Origin of the sequence: Pradoshia eiseniae (assembly GCF_002946355.1) — a bacterium.
Taxonomy (GTDB): domain Bacteria; phylum Bacillota; class Bacilli; order Bacillales; family Pradoshiaceae; genus Pradoshia; species Pradoshia eiseniae.
In genome coordinates this window covers 65,615-85,255 of record NZ_PKOZ01000011.1, presented here as the reverse complement: position 1 = coordinate 85,255, position 19,641 = coordinate 65,615, and the positions used below count along the sequence as shown (strand labels likewise).

Genomic DNA, 19,641 nt, shown 5'->3' with positions numbered 1-19,641 from the left:
ACGCAAAAAAGGAAACAGCTGACACCATTTCCCTTTACCGCAAGAATCATATTCGAAGGAGAAAATCTAATATCCATATGTCTCTCCTTCTTTCAAATCGAGGAGATGTTCGTTAATGTATACTGTAGTACTATCCTTCCATTCCACATGAACCTTCTCTATTGAATCCTGGTAAAAAATCCGTTTTTTAAACCATAGCGGACCATTAAGTTCACCCCTCACACCAAATGATCCAAACGCTCCCGCATCATACCGGTAAAAATCAATTGTATAATGATCATTAGGTGATTGTACTGTTTTTAAATATTCATTCGCTCCTATTGCAGAAGCAGCGAATGACAGCATGACCACCAAAAGCAGTGCACTGCCCAAGAAAAAAGATAAAATTAAGGTCAGCCAGCTTCTTGTTTTTGTTTTCCAATTCCTCTTATCCTTAAAGCCAATCATCCCCATGATGAAGGCTAGCAAACTAATGAGCGATAAAACATAATTTGGAGGAGCAATCTGCCATCCATGATTCAGATTAGAATAGACCGAGTAGGATGCTAACCCTAAACAAATAAGCATCAAATAAAAAGCCCAGCTATTATATCTTTGTGCCATAAATTCTCCTTATCCACTAAAAAGGAATCTCATTAATGGAGATTCCTACTGTTTAAATGTCTAGTTCTATTAGTCTGGGGAAATTCCTCTCTATTTACAGGGAAAGAGTTAAATTAATCGCCCCATTGGTCATCTCATAATGTTTAATTTTGCCCACCGGTATTTTACTAACGATATCCCATGAGTTGAAATCAATTTTTACGGTATGTGTGGAGGATTGGGCGAATGGCGGTTGGTTAAAGATGTTTATATCTGTCAGGTTCAAATCTGCTGGTTTAACTTGGCTAACCTCAAACACGATTACTCTCTTCTCCATGTGAACAGGCTTTAATGCTGCCTCAAAGCTTATGGGATTCCTTCCTGTTCGATCTCCTTCTCCTGTTGCGCCGCGAATAACTAAGTGCTCTGACGTGATTTCTACTTTGATTTCCTTCAAGTCTGCTTGCCTTTTCATCAGCTGCTCAAGCATCATTGGCTTAATTGGGATGGTCACTCCATTTTTACTCATGTCCTTCAGTTTATCTCGAAACTTATTCAGCATATGTCTATTCACCTCTTATCAGTCATTATATCGGAGGGTTAGGTGTTCTGCCTAATGAATTGAAACCGAAAAAATTTATCGACCTAAATATGTAAATTATATTTTACATAATGGAATCTATATGTTACGTTGAAAAGGGGTGTTTATGGAAAATTCAGTTAAAAAAGCGCGTGTGAATGCCGGATTAACACAGCTTCAGTTAGCTCAAAAAGTTGGCATAACAAGACAGACTGTAAGCCTCATTGAGAAAGGAAAATACAACCCTTCCTTAAAACTATGTTTGCTCATTTGCTATGCAGTCAACGCATCTTTAGATGAGATCTTTTGGATAGAAAAGGAGGAATTCTAGTGAAGAAAATAAAAGACGAACGCCTGATTATGAGGAATTTACAAAACATAAAGACCGTCTATATTGTTCAAACAATCGGCATTTTAGGCATTCTTGGTCATTCATTTTTACAGGGCGGGGCTGACGAAATGCGGGCGAACCCGCTATGGCTCCTCTTTATGCTGACAACGATACTCTCTGCCTATTTATCCATGAGGGTAAGTGTAGAAAACGAACAATCTGTTCAAAATCCGGCCAGATCCTTTCGAATAAGCCTGCTCGTATTAATGACCATCGTCATCATTGTCTCCACTCTCACCTTATTGACACCTGGGTTCGGATTACCGGATGCCCTCCTCATCGGCTCCATCCTCTTTATTTGCGGAATCATTCCCATCTATTACATCTATCGGCTACGTGTTAAGGAACAGGAGGATATGGAGGAATGAACATCAAAAAGGGACCGGGATATATGTATTTCAGTCAATGAGAATCAATGATATTTATACATTATCCCGCTCCTCTTTTTGTGGTTCCGATATAACGCAGAGGAATTGGGGGAATTACACTGTTCGTCATACCTTTGAATAGTCTACAATAGTTGTAGAATGATAAAAGAACGAAGGACAAGCTTATGTCTCCAAAGGAAGTGAGTCATTTCTTGGATAACGGAGACTCTATCTTACGTAAATGATGTATATAAGAGTGATAGCTTTTAGCAGTTAAAAAAGATTAATAAATAGGATTAAATTTCTATTGGGAACAGAATATAGACCTTATCGAAGGCGAAAAGTAGCAGTCCCCATATTTAGGCTTTTTCCGAGAAGTAAACGAGATTAAAAAATGATCATCAAACAAACAATGATAACCAATACTGCAGCGATAGTCCAAAGCATTAGAATCAACTCCTTTCAAATAGAAGAAAAATAATAACTATGATTCATATGTACCCCAACCCGCCACAAATTACACCAATTAGGCATATACTAATTATATTATTTATTTCATCAAAGAAAGGCCGAGACCCGGCAGGCGTAGCCGAGGAGGCAAAAGCCTTCTTCCCTGCGGAAAGCGAGTCGACGAAAGCGCAATGAAACGAACTTATTTTTCTATGTAACTCATTAATAAGAAACAGAGTCTCGTTTACCTTCATATAAATTCACAAACTGTAAATCATATAAAATCAGCCAGTCTAGATGCACCAAGAAACAAGTATTTACCAAATGACTTTCTATTCCTCATACGGTAAGCTAACAAATGGTGATGAAAGTGGAAATGTATAAAGAACCATTATGGACAAAGAATTTCATTATTCTTTCCATCGTAAATTTTTTCTTAACCCTTATATTCTTTTTACTAAATGCGACAATCGCAGCTTATGCGATAAATGAATTTCATGCCTCTACAAGTCAAGCAGGCCTTGTTGCTGGTATTTTTATTATCGGGACTTTAATCGGACGATTATTTATTGGAAGGATGATTAATTCTACCAATCCTAAAAAAATCATTATTTTAGGATTAAGCTTTTATATCGTGACTGCACTTTTATACTTTGCGGACCTTGGAATTGGGTTTCTCATCCTAAGCAGATTATTGAATGGATTTACATTTGGTATTGCCGCTACTGTCATTGGAACCGTTGTAGCGATTACGATACCACAGCATAGAAAAGGAGAAGGCATCAGTTATTTTGCGATCAGTACAGCATTGGCGACTGGCATTGGACCGTTTATAGGTCTTTTTCTGAGTCAACGGACCAGTTTCCAAACGATTTTCAGCCTGTGCCTAATACTTGGGATCATCAGTCTATTCACGGTCTTATTTATTAAAATATCAATTGAAAATACGAGGAATAATGATAACAAACCAACTAGACAAGGCTTCAAGCTTTCTCATTTTGTTGAACCAAAAGCCATCCCAATCTCCATTATCATTCTTACAATGGCTCTTTGTTTCTCCAGTGTATTATCTTATATCAATATATATGCCTCTGAGATTCGCTTAGGGAGTGTAGCAAGCTTCTTCTTTGTTATGTATTCAGCTGCTGTATTAGTGTCTCGGCCATTTACGGGCCGATTAGCGGATAGAAAAGGGGCTAACTACATTATGTATCCTGCCTTTTTCCTTTTCGGAATCGGAATGATCCTGCTTGGTTCAACTACTAACAGCGGTGCCTTTTTATTAGCAGGTTTGATTATTGGTCTTGGCTTTGGAAATATATCATCCATTGCTCAAACCATTGCTATTACGACAGCATCACCCGAGCGGTTAGGCCTTGCTACAGCAACCTTCTTTATCTTTTTTGAAATGGGTGCCGGTTTTGGTCCTTCACTGCTCGGTTTGTTTATCCCGATTACTGGATATCCATCTCTATACAAGATTTTAGGCTGTGTCATTTTGGCCACCTCAGCCCTTTATTATATCCTGCACGGAAAAAAGGAATCAGCAAAATTTAAATCACTTGAGAGTTAATTTTTAGAAGAGTCGGTTGGGACAAAACCTACCTCTAAACTGAAAAAGCCGGTGAGATTGATCCTCACCGGCTTTGTTTTATATACATGTGCTAAAAGGCGAGCTGGCGAAAGCAGCTTTCCCGCGCATTTCACTCATTTCTTACTTATAACGAAGCAAATTCCTCAATCAACTCACGATATTGCTTCATCGCGTTATCAATTGGTTCAGGAGAGGTTAAATCTACGCCCGCTTTTTTGAGCAGATCAAGTGGATATTCGGAGCTGCCGCTCTTCAAGAATTCCAGATAAGATGCTTGAACTTTTTTATTGCCCTTCAGCAATTCGCCTGCGAGATGAATCGCAGAGGCAAAGCCTGTCGCATATTTATACACATAGAATGGACGGTAGAAATGCGGGATCCGTGACCATCCATAGACGGTTTCTTCCTCCGCTTCTACGACATCCCCGCTATAGGCATTCGATAATTCCCCGTAGATTTGATTGAAGGATTCCTTATTCAGCGGCTGGCCTTCCTCAGCCATCTCATGCGTGATTTTCTCGAATTCACTGAACATAACCTGCGTAAAGAATGTTCCATTGAACTGGTCTATAAAGTAATTCAATAAGTATTTTCTTTTCTTAGGGTCTGTCGTTTCTTTCAGCAAGTAATGGATCAGAAGCACCTCATTGACCGTTGAGGCGACCTCTGCCACAAAGATGGAATACCCTGCTGTGATCCGCGGCTGATGCTTAGAGGAATAATAGCTATGCATCGCATGCCCCATTTCATGAACAAGCGTGAACTGGCTGTCAATATCATCATGATGGTTCAATAGAACGAATGGATGAACACCATAGACCCCGAGATTATACGCTCCGGAGCGCTTCCCTGGTGTTTCCCGCACATCGACATACCGTTTGTCACGGAAGCTGCTGAGGATGCTTAAATACTCCTCACCAAGCGGGTGGAGTGCCTTTAGCATCGTTTCGTAGGCTTGATGGTAAGTGATATCCTGCTTCACGCCCTCCACTAAATCCACGCTCAAATCATATGGCTTCAGCTCCTCAAGCGCAAGAATATCCTTTCGAATCTCATTATAGCGATGCTTGGCATCGAGATTCTTTCGTGTCGTCGCAATTAAGTTCTCGTATACCTCAACCGGTACCTTATCAGCGAATAGCGCCTTTTCAAGGGCAGATGGGTAGTTACGGATTTTCGTCCTTACGACATTGTTCTTAATATTGGCTGATAAAGTAGAGGCGATCACATTCGCATATTGGAGATAAGGCTTGTAATAAGCCTTGTACGCCTCTTTTCGGACATTTCGGTCTTTGTCCTCAATCAGCTTTGAATACATGCCGCGCGTGAGCTCTACCGTGCCACCATTTCCATCAGATACTTCACCGAACTGAATGTCCGCGTTATTGAACATTTGGAAGGTGTTATTTGGCGCCGAAAAGGTTTCCCCTAGCTTAGAGAGAAGCTCTTCCTGCTCCTGGTTCAAGGTATGGTCCTTATAGCGGAAGGCATCCCATAGGTCCTTTTCAAAGTAGTTCAGTCCCTCATTCTCCTCGATATAGGAACGCAAAGTCCCTTCGTCTAGGCTTAATAAATACGGCATGAAGAAGGCCCCAGCCTCACTGAGCTTTACGCTTAGCGTGCGTGCTTTCGCCATCAGGTTTTGTGCCAAGGATTCCCGTGTATCCAAGTCACCAAGCAGCATGGCATACACATATATATTGGTGAAAATAGTGTCTGTCTCTTCATTCTTCGTTAAATAATTCAGCAAGTCCTTACCATTATGGATAGCCCCGTTATAGGCGGCAAGTTCCCCGACATGATTTTCAACTGCCTGAAAATCCTTCTCCCACTCTTCTGTACTTGTGTACAGGTCGGTTAAATCCCATTTCTCATGGTCCGCCACTTCACTTCGGTCTTTATACTGTTTCATCTGACTGCCTCCTGTTCATTTGTCCATTGCTTATGTATATACGTGGATAGGCCTGTTTTAGCACAGGTGTGCTTTCTCTCTCTAGTTTACCAAGAATGAGCAGAAAACTTACGATTCTTGCTTAAGAGAATAAAAAAGGCCGCCTTGCATGCAGCAGCACGCAAGACTAGCCTTCATTAAAACAGATTATTTAAGCATATCTTTTACGATAGAAACAACGTTTGATGGCGTGAAACCGAATTTCTCCATCAATAGTTCTCCCGGACCGGATGCGCCGAAACGATCCATCGCTAGAACGCGGCCTTCATCACCTGTGTAGCGTTCCCAGCCGAAGGAAGTGCCAAGCTCAATTGCTAAGCGTTTCTTAACGGATTTAGGGATTACGGATTCCTTGTATTCCGCAGATTGCTCTTCAAAACGGTCAAAGGATGGTACGCTGACAACCGATACATCAATGCCTTCGCCAGCCAATACGCCTTGTGCCTGAACAGCAAGACCAACCTCAGAGCCTGATGCAAGAAGGATAGCATCTGCTTCATCCTTTTTAGCAGGTGATACGACATATGCCCCCTTCTGAACGCCTTCCTCTGCCAATTTAGCAGATAACGGCAGAGTGGTGAGGTTTTGACGAGATAGAACAAGCGCTGTTGGTTTGTTCTTGCTAGTAAGAGCCGCTTTCCAGGCAGCAGCCACTTCATTGCTGTCCGCAGGACGGATCAAGGAAACGTTCGGCATTGCGCGCAAGGCAGCAAGATGCTCAATTGGCTCATGCGTAGGACCGTCTTCCCCAACTGCAATGCTGTCGTGCGTGAACACATATGTGACAGGCAGGTTCATGAGTGCTGCCAAGCGGATAGCCGGACGCAAGTAATCAGAGAAGACAAAGAATGTACCGCCGTACACGTGAAGTCCTCCATGAAGCGCCATTCCATTTAATGCAGCGCCCATTCCGAATTCACGGACACCAAACCAAATGTTGCGGCCTTCATAAGAACCTGGCAAGAAGTCTTTTTCGCCTTTTAGCATGGTCTTATTAGAGCCAGCCAAGTCAGCAGAACCGCCGAAAAGGGACGGAACATTCTTCGCAAGGGCATTAAGGACCTCGCCTCCGGAATTACGCGTCGCAACAGCTTTGCCTGCTTCATAGACAGGAATCTCTTTATCCCAGCCTTCTGGAAGCTCACCTTTAATGGCTGTTTCAAGCTGTGCTGCAAGCTCTGGATACTCTTCTTTATAATTTGCGAATAAATGGTTCCATTCTTCTTCTTTCTTCGCACCTGCATCAATGATTGTTTCTTTGAATGTTGCGTATACTTCCTCAGGCACATAGAAGTCTTCTTCGAATGTCCATTTATAGTATTCTTTTGTAAGCTTCATTTCATCTTCACCAAGCGGAGCGCCGTGAACGGCCGCTTTACCGGATTTATTCGGCGCGCCATACCCAATGATTGTTCTCACCTCAATCATGGTTGGGCGGTCAAGATCTGTTTTCGCTTCTTCAAGCGCTTTGGCGATTTCGTTTAAGTCGTTTCCGTCCTCTACACGGATATACTGCCAGCCATAGGCCTTAAAGCGGTCTGCGACGCTTTCGGAGAAGCTCATATTCAATTCTCCGTCCAAGGAAATATCATTGGAATCATAAAGAACGACTAAACGGCCTAGCTTCAAGTGCGCAGCCAAGGAAGCCGCTTCAGCAGAAACACCCTCCATTAAGTCGCCGTCTCCGCAGATACTGTATGTAAAATGGTTAACTAATTCATAGTTCTCTTTATTATAAGTAGCGGCTAAATGACGCTCAGCCATTGCCATCCCGACAGCCATCCCAATTCCTTGTCCTAATGGTCCAGTTGTGGCTTCAACGCCGCGTGTGTGACCATATTCAGGGTGACCAGGGGTTTTAGAATCCCATTGACGGAAGTTCTTGATCTCTTCCATATCAAGTCCATATCCGGATAAGTGAAGAAGACTGTATAAAAGCATGGATCCATGTCCGGCTGACAATACAAAACGGTCGCGGTTAAACCAATCTGGATTATTAGGGTTATGGTTCATGAAACGAGTCCATAATGTATAAGCCATTGGCGCAGCGCCCATTGGCATGCCAGGGTGTCCGGAATTGGCTTTTTCGATTGCATCGATTGAAAGTGTACGTATAGCAGTGATTGCTAATTGATCCTTTTCAGTAAACATAGTCAGTCTACATCCTTTCCGATTAACATACTTCAGTCTAACTATAAATGATACAAAGTTATATTGACAACATTATTTAGGCAATTCTACAGAATTGACATAAATTTCAATTGTTAAAAATACCTATTACTATCTCTTACCCATTAGTGGAGTCTTTTATTACGGATTTGCTTAACCTTTTCAGGTGTCACGTCATTTCCATTCGGGTCAATGATGGTTACGCCCTCAATCGTATTTCTCATAGAAGACCTGAAGGACTCTAAATACTCGGCGCGCAGCAAGGATTGTTCCTTCGCTTCCTCTGTTGTGAGGCCGCCAGCCTTTGCTTTTTTGGATAATTCATTTATTCTGTTTATTTTGTGCTTTGGCAGCATATGGATTGCTCCTTTTCATAAAAAATCAATTACTGTCATCGTATAGAAAAACGCGGCCTATTTCAAGAAGTATCTACTATATATGCCTCTGTTTTTCAGCGTGCTCGGCATATCGGCGGTGCACAGTCGCTTTTGATACCTCATAGCCCCTGCGGTTCAAATTCTCCGTGATTTCGGCAAATGTCAGACCTTTTATCCGGAGGGCAATGATCTCCTGGATTGGAACCTCAGTCCGCTCTCTTCCTCCACCGACATGCTGGTTCGACAGATTCTTGACAGGATTATACCCATTCTCAATCGCGCGCTTCATGCCCCTGCGAATCTTGCTGTTTTGAAGCTTGCGCTGATATTCTTCCACAATGCTGATTATCTGAAGAAGCATGGCGTCTGTTTCAGATACCTCAAGCTCCCCGTTATGGGTGACTGTATATAGCTTGATGCCTTCCTTATAGATACAATGCATTAAGGCAATCTTCGCATTTCCTCGGCCGAGCCGTGTCTCATCCTGGATGAGCAGTCCCTCGATTTCTTTATTGCGCATTTGTTCTAATAGAATAAGAATACCCTCTCGCTCCAGATCATATCCGCTCGCTTGCTCCTTTTCAATCGACACGACCTCGAAGCCTTTAATCGCGGCCAGCTGTGTCAGCTCCTGTTCCTGTCTTTCAAGAGATGTCTCCTGTGTGCTCTTTTCTGTACTGACTCTGCAGTAAATTCCAACCTTCATTTCTCTCACCATTCTCTATATATTTCTTCTCGAGATATGCACCGAAGGCCGGAACGAATGCCCCGGCCTTCACTACTATCATTATAACGTTTATTCCTTATTTGAGTCTGCCAAATGCAGGATATCTGTGTTTCTTTCGATAGGAAGGATAATGGTCTGGCCTTCTTGGATATGAGTCGTTTCCAACTCATTGGCCTCTCTCACCCATTTCACAAATTCAGTCGTTGACATATTGGCATCCTCATATTGTTCAGCCATGGCCCAAAGCGTATCTCCGCTTTCAACCTTCACTTGCATATATTGATTATCGCTTTTTTCTAAATTCGTGAAAGTCATCAATAAGATTAACAGAAAAAGTCCAACTGCAAAAATAATGGTATACGAATAAGAAGACCAAACTTGTTTCATATTAAAAACCCCTCCACAGAATGTATGTTCGTATTTCTTGTTCTTAGTATAAACCGAACAAATGTTTTGTGTCAACAGAAAAATCGAACTTATGTTTGTACTAGTGTTCGCCTCATGCTATAATAGCGGTAAAGATCAGATAAAGAGGTGCGGGAGATGACAACAAAACTATCAAAGCGACAGCAAGATATCTTACTATATATTAAAGAAGAAGTTAAAACGAAGGGATATCCGCCTTCCGTGCGAGAGATTGGGGAAGCAGTCGGACTAGCCTCAAGCTCTACCGTTCACGGACATTTGGCCAGATTGGAAAGCAAAGGCCTCATCAGACGTGACCCGACAAAGCCGCGTGCCATTGAAGTACTGGATATGGATCCGCATGAGCATATTCCAAAAGCCAATTCTGTCAGCGTCCCTCTGATTGGTAAGGTTACTGCAGGTCAGCCGATCACGGCGATTGAGAATATTGAAGAATACTTCCCATTGCCAGAGCATATGGCTCCAGCCGACGAAAACGTATTTATGCTAGAGATTATGGGTGACAGTATGATTGAAGCCGGCATCCTTGATGGAGATTATGTCATCGTCCGCCAGCAGCATACAGCCAATAATGGCGAGATTGTCGTCGCCATGACCGAGGACGATGAAGCCACGGTGAAACGCTTCTTCAAGGAAGATAACCATTTCCGCCTTCAGCCTGAAAATTCCATGCTTGACCCAATCATCCTTCAGAATGTCAGCATCCTAGGGAAAGTCATCGGCCTATATAGAAATATTCATTAATACTGAACCAGCCAAGCATTCCGGCTGGTTCTTTCATTTAACTTACTAGATTCTTAGTAGACTATATGCTGGATTACTAGAGTTTATACACAACAAAAAAATGCTTGAAGTCATTTCAAGCATTCAATACAACCTATTATTTAGAAAAGTACTCATCTCTCAGGATGGAATACATCTTCAAATCTTGATGCTTCCCCTTGGCATACATTCCTTTTCGAATGACACCCTCATACGTCATTCCCGCCTTCTGCATGACCCGTTCAGACCCCGTATTTTCCACAAAGCATCTTGCTTGAATTCGCATCAAGTTCATCTTCATAAACCCGAACTTAATCACTTCCTTCGCTGCCTCAGCGGCTATTCCCTGCCCCCAGAAGTCTTGCGAGAGCACATAGCCTAGCTCCGCCACTCTGTGCGGGATTTTCCATCCAACAAAATCAATCGTTCCAATCAGCTTGCCAGTGCCTTTCCGTTCGATTCCCCATGGAGCGAGTTCCTTCTGTTCATATTGTGAGAGGGCGAACACCAAAAACTCCTTCGTATCCTCAATGGATTGATGCGTGTTCCATGTCATATATTTCGTTACTTCAGGATTGGAGCCATAGGCATACATATCATGGGCATCCTCCATCCTGATTTTCCTTAAGATGAGTCGTTCGGTTTCCAATTCGGGAAATGGATCAAATATGTTTCGTGCCTCCATCCAGACCACCTCTTCACTTTTACTCCATTATATCGTCGATAGTGACATAGATATATCATCTTTCTGACTTATCAGATATTTTATTTAAGTGAGCAGCGCAATTAATGGTAAACCATTAAATTTATATTGATATGAAGGGATTGACCTGTTTTTTATTGGCTGTTTTCGTAAGGATTGTTGCAAATGCCATAAAATAGAGACTGCTTTTTTGCTGCCTCCGTTATTGAGATAAAGCCCCCTGTTTGTTTATGTATCATTCTTCACAAGCGAAGATTTTTCACTGTTCATTTGTTACAGGAATGCTGCCACATATCCCCATTAAGGAATTCAACAGAAAAGGGCATTCATCCTCTTTGGATCAACACCTCGATAATTTAAGTATATCTCCTCCAAAATAAACCTATCCTTGATATTTAAAAGTATAATATTGTAAGTATATAAACAAAAAGGGGGACTTCAAAAATGTATCTGTTCTTATTCACCATAATTTATTGTGTAATAACGCAGGTTTTGAATATAGGCTATATACCTGCTATGGGGGCTTATTTAATAGGTTTAATCTTTATTAAGGGATATTTTAGTGAAGAATTAAAAGACGTCTATAACATTGAAAAAACAAAATATTTGTATGAGAAAATCGGAATTAAAGATTCCTTAATGGAGCTACTGTGTTTGTCGATAATATTTATTAATTCTTATTTAATTGATTATGAACCTTTCTCCCTTTTTGACTTTGTTTGTATGTTATTACTTATTGCTGTTGTCTATCGATTTCTATTTTGGGGTATAACACAGGCAATCGGGCAAAAATTTAACTCTAAAATGTAATTCAGATGATACCTCTAATAGGAATTTCCTTCTTACGCTATCCTGCCCCTTTACTTCCATAAGAATTTCAACACAAAAAGGCATTAATCCTTCCTAGATCAATGCCCCGTTAGTAAAGTAAGTTTAAATTTGAAATTGATTAACTACCTAGGTTTCTTAATAATTGTTTTCTTCGTAACTAACAGTGCAACAGCTACACTAATAACACCTAAAACTCCAGAGATAGTTCTATTTATAATAACATTATCTGTAACAGGAAATATGGCATTACTAATAAGGATAAGAATTATATACACTGCAATCGAAAAGAGCAAAACAATTAATGTATGTTTCATAACAACTCTCCTCCCAAATTCTCTAATGGTATTTCTAAAGATATGAATATCCCTAACTATTTTTTACCAAATTAATCCTTATTAAGCTAACCTGCCCCGTCTCTACAATAGGGAATTCAACAAAAATGAGCATTAAACCTCCTTGATCAATGCCCCGGTTTGTTTAAGTATATGTCACAATCTTTTTGTGAAAGAGTAGTCATTACGTAATCAGTTTGTTCTTTATATAGCCAGACATTCTTAGCATTTTTCCATCCATTTCAGTTTTTATCTGTTTCATTCCATTTTTCTTATAAAATGCAATGGCAGTGTTATTCGTTGGAGAAACACGGAGATGATATTCACGAACATGATTATTCTTAAAAAATCTAATAGCATAATCGTGTAAAAGGGAACCCAAACCCATTCCTCGCTTTTCAGGAATAAGGTAATAGAGATTTACATAACCAATTTCTTTCCCCTCATACTCCTTTACAGTCAGTTCAAGTTGACCGATTGGCAGCTCGTTGTCTACAACTAATACAAGGCCTTTAGGATTTTTTTCTGACTGTTGTTGTAACCATTTCAAATAATTATTTTCATCTCCAAATTCCTCATCTGTACCAAAGCTAACACTGAAAGAATCTCTACGAAAAGGAATAACATACTCCTTATGTTTACTTAAATCAATGGGTATGAATTTCAGTTTTCTCCCTCCTTATTTAAGGATGTACAAGCATTAAACTCGGTACAATAATTTGCATTCCTTCTTCCGATAACCTGCTCCTTTAGTTGAAGAAGGTATCTCCATTTTATGGTATCACAAATTTGATTTTCCCTTATTATTCAAAAGCAATAATCTAGAGATAATCATATTAACTAAAAAAGCGAAACCACAAATGTGATTTCGCTAGCTTTTTAACAATATCGCTTAATCCCAATGACCCGCTTTTTCTAATGTTTCTTTTCCTTTGAACGCAATGATGATTAACAAGACACTTAATAGAATCATAGCTGCAACAGCATATAACACGTATAGATAACTGCCCGTTGCATCAAATACAAACCCATAAGCAGGGAGTGCCGTAATGCCTGCGAATGCTAATCCTAATGCTGCCGTTCCATAAATCGCGCCATATTCTTTAATGCCGAAGATAGATGTAGTCAATAACGGTCCTAGCGTTCCAACAGAAGAGGAAACAAATCCAAATAATCCGATTGCCACTGAAAATACCAGTGGATTGTCTGGTAAGAAGATCAATAAGAAAACGGAAATCAATCCAACGAACATGGACAAAAAGGTCGTTTTCTTTGCACCCATTTTATCGGTCAAGAAACCGAATACCAAAGAACCAACTAATACACCAAACATGAACACACCCATGACATTTCCGGCAAACTGGACATCATATCCAATGCTTTGAGCGTAAGGGGCAATAAATTGAGCAAAACTTGCAACCGCGGTAATTAAGAATAAAAAGAATAATAGAGCATAAAAGGCCAATGACTTTTTCGCCACTGCGGCTGTGACACCTTTGTGTTCTACCGTATGTGCAGCATTCGAATCGTTACCTTCTGCCTTTTCGAAGCCATAAGGTAATAAACCTTTTTGTTGTGGTGACATACGAATGAACAGTAAAACGACTGGTATCACAATGATAATCGCCGCAACCCCTACGATGATGTAAGAAGCTCTCCAGCCTTGTGAGGCAATTAAGGTTCCTACATTCGGTTGAATGATAGCGCCAAACAAACCACTTGCTGCCATCATAATACCAAGGGCAAGTCCGTTTCGTTTTTTAAACCATTGGTTGATGAGAACGGGACCTGCCAATTGTGTCACAAGCACACTACCGACAGAGAGCGGAATCGCTAGTAGATACCAGCCCCATACCGAATTCATCATCCCAAATAACGCGAATGCGCCACCTTGTAACAGAATGGCTACAATCAAGATCATACGAATATCGTATTTACCCATTATTTTTCCGGCAAACGGCAAGAAAACCATCATCGCGATGGATGAAACACTCAAATACAGGGTAAGTTGTCCCATACCAACGCCTATGTCCTCAGACACAGGGGTTAAAAATAAACTAGCAGCATTATTGATCCCACCACGTGCAACACCCATCATAATGGCTAATCCCAACAATACCCACCAAGCAAAATGAATTTTCTTCTTTTTCTGTTGCATATTCAATCCCTCCTATTCCTAGAATATTTTTTCAATATCTCTTTTCTTTCGTAAAAAAATATATCAATATTCTATATTTTCATTTTACACCAAAAAAAGGAGAGTTTCATTTATGAACCCTCCCATTTTTATATACTCATATAATACATTTATGAATGCATTATTCTTTCTGCACTTTTTGCCAAAGCGATAAATCAGAAGAACGACTAGCACCTATCTCTACACCTGCATATATGTCAATCTCCCTAATAGCCTGATTAATCGTTTTGAACAGGCTATTTATGAGTAGCTAGGGAAAGGTACACAGCCAAAAAAACAAGGGAACTCGCCTTAAACAGGCGAGTTCACTTATGTCTTAGACGTAATAACGTATTGCTTAATAATCCCGTCTCCTATAATGATACTTACTCAGGATCCTGTCATCATAGCAGGACTGGCAGATGTTATACGGGTATTCAGACGGCAGCTGCTTGCCGCAAGACCGGCATTTCTTTTGATATTTCTTCACATCTGTCCGGAGCTTAGAATGGGCGCGTGCACTGATCTCTTCCCGTATTCGCTCCCAATAATAGGCCTCTGTCCTGCGGTCGAGACGATAGAGGAATAATAAATGCAGGCCAATCGATTTATAGGATAGCTCCAGCTCATCGAGTGTATCCCGCTTCACGATTGGTTCCGGCAAGTCACTATTGTTCATGACGGCCTTCATGTTAGCCATCCATTGCCTCACAAGGGCCGGCTCATTGCTTGAAAACGGCAGGTGGAGAAATCCGTATAAATCACTGGCAGAGAACCGCCTTTCAATTTCCGTATTGCGGATATGCTCATACAGCTCCCGTTCTTGGGTTAAGGGCGCCTTCTTCGTTCCATGCGGATTCTTGAATTCTCCCCATAAATAGAAGAAGTGCTCTAAGGAGGAATGGTAACGGGCGAAGCGGTCAAACACCTGCTGGGTAGGAGCGATCGTAAATGTGCTAATCGACTGATCATCTTCCTCAAGAAGCCTCGTCATCACGTCAATTTGTGAGGTGAAGGCGACGAGCCCCACATTATAGAGGCCTTTGCGCCCTGCCCTACCCGCGAGCTGCTTCACTTCCTGTGAGGTAAGCATCCTTCTTCTCGTCCCGTCAAATTTCTCATTTTCCAAAAAGACGACACGGCGAATCGGCAGGTTGAGCCCCATCCCAATGGCATCGGTTGAGACGATGACCTTCGATTCCTTATCGATGAATCGCTTCATTTGTTTCGCCCTTGTCTCAGGCGGCATGCTTCCATAAATAATGCTGACCTTATGTCCATCCCTTTCAAGACGGGAGGCCGTTTGGAGCACCTTCGCCCGCGAGAAGACAATCAAGGCATCCCCTTGCTTAACATTCGAGAAGCTGAAAGGCTTTTTCTCCACCTTCAGCGGAACTTGACGGCTGTATTCATGAAGCTCCACATCATTGCCCTCAAGCATATTCATGAGCATCTTCTTCGCGCTGTGGCTCCCGATAATATGAACTTCCTTTGCCCGTGCCTTTTGAATGGCCCGATACCAGGAGAAGCCGCGATCCTTATCAGCAATCATCTGCGCTTCATCAATGACCATGACGTCATACGCATCCTTCTCATGAAACATCTCCACTGTGCAGGAGAAATGGGTCGCATCATCAATATTCTTCTCTTCCTCACCAGTCTTAAGGGCACAGGAAATGCCCTCATTGCGCAAGGACTCATAAACCTCAAGCGCCAAGAGCCTCAAGGGAGCCAGATATATACCGGTTGGCGCAGCCTTCATCCGCTTTAATGCCTGATAGGTCTTGCCAGTATTCGTTTCGCCGATATGGAGGACATATCGCGTGTTTTGGTAAATGGATGTCCGGTATTCCCTGCCGAATATATCCTCAAGCTGACGGTTTTTTTCTTCCTCAAGCCTTTTTTGCTCAGCCAGCTCTTCTGCTCTTTTGCGCTCTCTCCTTTCAGCTTGTTCATGATAAAGCCTGTAATGGGCTTCATACTGAAAAGGTGTGACCGCAACCTCAAGCAGCTCGCTTACCTGCTCCTGTTCAAGCTCCTCCTGAAATTCCCATTCCAGCTCTTCAATCCTTGTTCCGATCAGCTGCCAGATAAGATGCCGGCTGATCTTATCGCCGCTCAGAAGCTCATACTGGCGTTTCAATTCATCGGAGAGATCATTTTGAATGCCCGGGATGATCTTCTCATAGGTCAGCCGCCCAATGAACGCCTCCAGCTCAAAATCCTCTAAGATCCATTCCCCAGGACTCCGCTCAATCTCCAAATAAAATAAATCCACCAAGGTTTTGGCCCCATGAAGCTTCGCTTTCGGAATGCCGTCCAGCTCAAAGGCGAGGTGCTTTGCCACATCTGCCCGCAAGGAAATGTATAATTTCATGCGTGCCTGCATTAAACTATCCAGCATGCTTTTTCTGAGGACATTGGCTTCAAAGTAAGCCTTTTGCTTTTTCACCTTCACATCTTCATATAATTTATCCCATAAATGCGGGGACTGTTTAAAATAATCAATGACCCAATCTTGCAAATCGAATGTTCGATAGCCTTCAAGCTCCTGTTCAATGAGCTTGTTGATTCCCTTTTTGGATAACCCATCAGCCGACAAACCGCGTTTTTCTAAGAAACGGAGCTTTTCATGACGGTTCATCCGCTGGACGGTCTTGCTCTTCCAAGCCAGTCTCCAAATTTGCTCAAAATGACTGCCCGTTCTCTTCAAATAATCCTGAAAAGAAGGCTTTTCATCCGTTTGCTCAAAATAAAGATATATATCATTCAGCACATCATTTTTTGCTTTCTCAACAGCAGCGATGTACCCTTTTTCCAAAATATCCACTATTAAAGTACTCCCATCAACATATTACTTCTTATCTATAGGTATCATTATATACAGAAGTCAGCGGAAAAATCGAAAATTGTTTTTGTTTACATAATATTATTATGAAAAATTATTATAATTTCAGTATTTCTTTATAACTTAAACCGACATTGTGGAGTTCTTTCTGGAATATAATGGGGTGCACTTGACTTCGTAAAACTGTGTCTAATATATGCTTAACATCTTTTTCAATATTAAATTTCTTTGAAATAACATGAGAGCGCCATTCTTCTAACTCCATTGCTTTATTAGCGGTATATCTTTGCTTCTCATTATATTTATCTTTTAAGGGAAAAATAATGTTTGTTAAAACCGGATCATTCATTATTTGTTGTTTGGAATAATTAAAGCATTGTTCTCGAATACTTATTTTTTCTGGTAAATAGTTCAAAACTTTATCGATTAACAAAATTATGTCATTTTTTAAGTTTTCCCGTTTCTTAAAAGAATAGATTCTTTTAGTATAATTAGTGAGTTTTTTTCCATTATATGCCCCTGCCCAACCAAAAAACATAGGTAGGACAACTACACCAGCCGGTCCAAAGACTGGTCCCATTATTAGTCCAGCAGTTTTCCCAGCAAAACCACCTATTCCTTTTACAACTACATTATTTACTACATTTAAACCCGCCATCCTTATATCTAAACCGTCAAATAAAATCTTATATCCGTTCACCAAACTGGCTAAAGCTATATTAATTAACGGAATATCAAAATTAGATAGTTCTTCGGCATGCTGTATAGTTTTATTAACAATCGCTTTTACAGTATGGATAGAGACCTCTGTTCCATATACTAAAGGATTGTTCTCAAATGTTTGTATTAATTCCTGATTAACTAGAACTGGAATATAAGGGTAATTCCTCAAATGCTCATATACATCACTTGGATTCTTTGTACATTTCACTTGGAATGGATATCCGTCAACTAGTAGATTATAGCCCGATTGATTTGATTTTTCCTGAAATATAACTTCATGTCCTTTTCCTTGCAATTCTAATGCAATCATTTGCTCTGAAGTATTGCCTTCCAAGCGCGTTATTTCATCATAATTATCAAAATCAATAGTTTCTGTATCCTGCTGGAAAGTAAAGAAGTTGCTCAAATTTTCCTTTTTAGAGAAATCAATCGTTTTAATCACAGCAGGATTAACCATTAAGTAATCATATATAATGTCTATAAATGAGATTCCTACTGAAGGTATTGTATTACTTGCATCTCGAAAAAGTTGATTTAAGACATTAGTTCCTCCATAAATATAATCAAAATATCGAAGGTTTACAGCTTCACTGTATTTCTGCTTGTCCCATAATTCTATGAAGGAGCTCCACCTATCTTCATTCATACAGAAACTCCTCCCATTCAGGATTTAAGCTTTGATCAGATGACATCATAATTTGCATTAAAATAACCGGTGCAATAGCTTTTTTCATTTTATCATTCTGCCACTTTAATAATCCTCCCCCTCCTGCAATTACAATGGGAATAAAAAATAAAGGGTTTGCTATTACTGCTACAGCAGAAGTCAAACTAACATATACAGCAAAAGGCAAAGTTATCCCAACTATCCCAAATATTCCGGCTACAACAGAAGTTAAAGTAGTATAAAAAGCAAATCCAGCAACTTGTACTATGCTTGCAAAAACAATTGCTGCACCATTGGTAGCTACTAATTGTTGAATAGTAGAACTAGTAATCTTATTTATACCTAACTTCTCTGCAATTGTTCTTTGTTGATCTTCTGGTAACCTGTTAAGAAAATCTTCTAGTGAATCCCCTATTTCCTTAAGTTGTACATCATTAATTTCCTTATCACCTATTGAATCAATTAGACTAAGCATTTGAAACTTCAAAAGCACTTCCAATTTGTTCAAATTATTATTCTTATTCGAAAACCTTTTGAATTTCTTGTTTGTTTTTGACGTGTAATTATACATTTCATTTATTATTCTGTCACATTGGTCAGATACGTCCCATTTAGTAGAATATCTTTTTGGTGGAATGCCATATACTTTACCTAATTCATTTAACAGATTAATCCTTAGTTTATTTGAAGGGTAATCATTATAATATCTAGACTTCCGATTAACCATTTCCATGATTTTTGATTTCCCTTTTTTACTAATTTTTTCTTTTGCAAAAGGGATTAACATTTTAATAATATTTGTGTCATGTAATAGTGCATAGTTGAATTGTAACGCATTCCTTTCCATTACCATTAGTGATTCTGCCATGATCATACTATTCATTCTTTACCACCTCTCTGCTCATGAACTTTTCCCATTATTTAGGTTGTTTTATCCTTTATAACCAACTGATAACCCTTTATACAGGAGGTATTTTTTATAAT

The 19,641-nt window shown here is 40.4% G+C and carries 19 protein-coding genes; 5 read left to right on the top strand and 14 right to left on the bottom strand.

Annotation, left to right across the window (positions count from 1 at the left end):
- Nucleotides 1-66 precede the first annotated feature (66 nt).
- Nucleotides 67-603, bottom strand: a complete 537-nt coding sequence (locus CYL18_RS15115; protein ID WP_104850357.1) for a DUF5412 family protein — start codon at nucleotides 601-603, stop codon at nucleotides 67-69.
- Between the two features lie 94 nt (nucleotides 604-697).
- Nucleotides 698-1,144: a hypothetical protein gene (locus CYL18_RS15110; RefSeq protein WP_104850356.1), complete on the bottom strand. Its 447-nt coding sequence runs from the start codon at nucleotides 1,142-1,144 to the stop codon at nucleotides 698-700.
- Nucleotides 1,145-1,289: 145 nt separating this feature from the next.
- Here CYL18_RS15110 and CYL18_RS15105 point away from each other — a divergent pair, with 145 nt between their 5' ends.
- From CYL18_RS15105 to CYL18_RS15095, 3 genes are all read left to right on the top strand, one after another.
- Nucleotides 1,290-1,493 carry a helix-turn-helix transcriptional regulator gene (locus CYL18_RS15105; RefSeq protein ID WP_104850355.1) on the top strand — a complete coding sequence of 68 codons (204 nt, stop codon included), beginning with the start codon at nucleotides 1,290-1,292 and terminating at the stop codon, nucleotides 1,491-1,493.
- Entirely contained in the window at nucleotides 1,493-1,921 is a 429-nt protein-coding gene (locus CYL18_RS15100; protein WP_104850354.1) for a hypothetical protein, read from the top strand. Before CYL18_RS15105 ends, CYL18_RS15100 begins: the two co-directional genes overlap by 1 nt.
- Before the next feature lie 814 nt (nucleotides 1,922-2,735).
- Nucleotides 2,736-3,944 carry an MFS transporter gene (locus CYL18_RS15095; protein ID WP_407984579.1) on the top strand — a complete coding sequence of 403 codons (1,209 nt, stop codon included), beginning with the start codon at nucleotides 2,736-2,738 and terminating at the stop codon, nucleotides 3,942-3,944.
- 145 nt (nucleotides 3,945-4,089) lie between these two features.
- Here the strand turns inward: CYL18_RS15095 and pepF are convergent, their stop codons facing one another.
- From pepF to yneA, 5 genes are all read right to left on the bottom strand, one after another.
- On the bottom strand, nucleotides 4,090-5,877 hold the full coding sequence (gene pepF / locus CYL18_RS15090; protein WP_104850352.1) for an oligoendopeptidase F: 1,788 nt from the start codon (nucleotides 5,875-5,877) through the stop codon (nucleotides 4,090-4,092).
- Between the two features lie 186 nt (nucleotides 5,878-6,063).
- Complete coding sequence (gene tkt, locus CYL18_RS15085) at nucleotides 6,064-8,067, bottom strand: transketolase (protein WP_104850351.1); 2,004 nt, start codon at nucleotides 8,065-8,067, stop codon at nucleotides 6,064-6,066.
- A 143-nt stretch (nucleotides 8,068-8,210) separates the two neighbouring features.
- Nucleotides 8,211-8,441, bottom strand: coding sequence for a DUF896 domain-containing protein (locus tag CYL18_RS15080; protein ID WP_104850350.1), 231 nt, complete (start codon nucleotides 8,439-8,441; stop codon nucleotides 8,211-8,213).
- 76 nt (nucleotides 8,442-8,517) lie between these two features.
- Nucleotides 8,518-9,168 (bottom strand): YneB family resolvase-like protein, encoded by a 651-nt coding sequence (locus CYL18_RS15075; RefSeq protein WP_104850379.1) that lies wholly within the window; start codon nucleotides 9,166-9,168, stop codon nucleotides 8,518-8,520.
- Between the two features lie 90 nt (nucleotides 9,169-9,258).
- Nucleotides 9,259-9,576: a cell division suppressor protein YneA gene (gene yneA, locus CYL18_RS15070; protein ID WP_104850349.1), complete on the bottom strand. Its 318-nt coding sequence runs from the start codon at nucleotides 9,574-9,576 to the stop codon at nucleotides 9,259-9,261.
- 156 nt (nucleotides 9,577-9,732) lie between these two features.
- Between yneA and lexA the strand changes: the two genes are divergently transcribed.
- Nucleotides 9,733-10,359: a transcriptional repressor LexA gene (gene lexA, locus CYL18_RS15065; RefSeq protein ID WP_104850348.1), complete on the top strand. Its 627-nt coding sequence runs from the start codon at nucleotides 9,733-9,735 to the stop codon at nucleotides 10,357-10,359.
- Between the two features lie 136 nt (nucleotides 10,360-10,495).
- Here lexA and CYL18_RS15060 read toward each other — a convergent pair whose 3' ends face one another.
- Nucleotides 10,496-11,062, bottom strand: coding sequence for a GNAT family N-acetyltransferase (locus CYL18_RS15060; RefSeq protein WP_104850347.1), 567 nt, complete (start codon nucleotides 11,060-11,062; stop codon nucleotides 10,496-10,498).
- Nucleotides 11,063-11,524: 462 nt separating this feature from the next.
- Between CYL18_RS15060 and CYL18_RS15055 the strand changes: the two genes are divergently transcribed.
- A complete protein-coding gene (locus tag CYL18_RS15055) occupies nucleotides 11,525-11,890 on the top strand; it encodes a hypothetical protein (protein WP_104850346.1) in 366 nt (121 codons plus the stop codon).
- A 143-nt stretch (nucleotides 11,891-12,033) separates the two neighbouring features.
- Here CYL18_RS15055 and CYL18_RS15050 read toward each other — a convergent pair whose 3' ends face one another.
- From CYL18_RS15050 to CYL18_RS15025, 6 genes are all read right to left on the bottom strand, one after another.
- Nucleotides 12,034-12,225 carry a hypothetical protein gene (locus CYL18_RS15050; RefSeq protein WP_104850345.1) on the bottom strand — a complete coding sequence of 64 codons (192 nt, stop codon included), beginning with the start codon at nucleotides 12,223-12,225 and terminating at the stop codon, nucleotides 12,034-12,036.
- 202 nt (nucleotides 12,226-12,427) lie between these two features.
- Nucleotides 12,428-12,865, bottom strand: coding sequence for a GNAT family N-acetyltransferase (locus CYL18_RS15045; RefSeq protein WP_330847602.1), 438 nt, complete (start codon nucleotides 12,863-12,865; stop codon nucleotides 12,428-12,430).
- Between the two features lie 270 nt (nucleotides 12,866-13,135).
- Complete coding sequence (locus CYL18_RS15040) at nucleotides 13,136-14,401, bottom strand: MFS transporter (protein ID WP_104850343.1); 1,266 nt, start codon at nucleotides 14,399-14,401, stop codon at nucleotides 13,136-13,138.
- Nucleotides 14,402-14,777: 376 nt separating this feature from the next.
- A complete protein-coding gene (locus CYL18_RS15035; protein ID WP_201741295.1) occupies nucleotides 14,778-17,249 on the bottom strand; it encodes a DEAD/DEAH box helicase in 2,472 nt (823 codons plus the stop codon).
- A gap of 115 nt (nucleotides 17,250-17,364) precedes the next feature.
- Nucleotides 17,365-18,636 carry a hypothetical protein gene (locus tag CYL18_RS15030; protein WP_104850342.1) on the bottom strand — a complete coding sequence of 424 codons (1,272 nt, stop codon included), beginning with the start codon at nucleotides 18,634-18,636 and terminating at the stop codon, nucleotides 17,365-17,367.
- Nucleotides 18,629-19,540, bottom strand: coding sequence for a hypothetical protein (locus CYL18_RS15025; protein ID WP_104850341.1), 912 nt, complete (start codon nucleotides 19,538-19,540; stop codon nucleotides 18,629-18,631). Before CYL18_RS15025 ends, CYL18_RS15030 begins: the two co-directional genes overlap by 8 nt.
- Nucleotides 19,541-19,641 lie beyond the last annotated feature (101 nt).

Bases quoted from the DNA above. Each gene is read 5' to 3' on its own strand.
- yneA (WP_104850349.1), bottom strand. From the start codon at position 9,576: ATGAAACAAGTTTGGTCTTCTTATTCGTATACCATTATTTTTGCAGTT.
- CYL18_RS15030 (WP_104850342.1), bottom strand. From the start codon at position 18,636: ATGAATGAAGATAGGTGGAGCTCCTTCATAGAATTATGGGACAAGCAG.
- CYL18_RS15115 (WP_104850357.1), bottom strand. From the start codon at position 603: ATGGCACAAAGATATAATAGCTGGGCTTTTTATTTGATGCTTATTTGT.
- CYL18_RS15075 (WP_104850379.1), bottom strand. From the start codon at position 9,168: ATGAAGGTTGGAATTTACTGCAGAGTCAGTACAGAAAAGAGCACACAG.
- CYL18_RS15040 (WP_104850343.1), bottom strand. From the start codon at position 14,401: ATGCAACAGAAAAAGAAGAAAATTCATTTTGCTTGGTGGGTATTGTTG.
- CYL18_RS15080 (WP_104850350.1), bottom strand. From the start codon at position 8,441: ATGCTGCCAAAGCACAAAATAAACAGAATAAATGAATTATCCAAAAAA.
- CYL18_RS15055 (WP_104850346.1), top strand. From the start codon at position 11,525: ATGTATCTGTTCTTATTCACCATAATTTATTGTGTAATAACGCAGGTT.
- CYL18_RS15105 (WP_104850355.1), top strand. From the start codon at position 1,290: ATGGAAAATTCAGTTAAAAAAGCGCGTGTGAATGCCGGATTAACACAG.
- CYL18_RS15050 (WP_104850345.1), bottom strand. From the start codon at position 12,225: ATGAAACATACATTAATTGTTTTGCTCTTTTCGATTGCAGTGTATATA.
- CYL18_RS15060 (WP_104850347.1), bottom strand. From the start codon at position 11,062: ATGGAGGCACGAAACATATTTGATCCATTTCCCGAATTGGAAACCGAA.
- pepF (WP_104850352.1), bottom strand. From the start codon at position 5,877: ATGAAACAGTATAAAGACCGAAGTGAAGTGGCGGACCATGAGAAATGG.
- CYL18_RS15110 (WP_104850356.1), bottom strand. From the start codon at position 1,144: ATGCTGAATAAGTTTCGAGATAAACTGAAGGACATGAGTAAAAATGGA.
- lexA (WP_104850348.1), top strand. From the start codon at position 9,733: ATGACAACAAAACTATCAAAGCGACAGCAAGATATCTTACTATATATT.
- CYL18_RS15025 (WP_104850341.1), bottom strand. From the start codon at position 19,540: ATGAATAGTATGATCATGGCAGAATCACTAATGGTAATGGAAAGGAAT.
- CYL18_RS15095 (WP_407984579.1), top strand. From the start codon at position 2,736: ATGAAAGTGGAAATGTATAAAGAACCATTATGGACAAAGAATTTCATT.
- tkt (WP_104850351.1), bottom strand. From the start codon at position 8,067: ATGTTTACTGAAAAGGATCAATTAGCAATCACTGCTATACGTACACTT.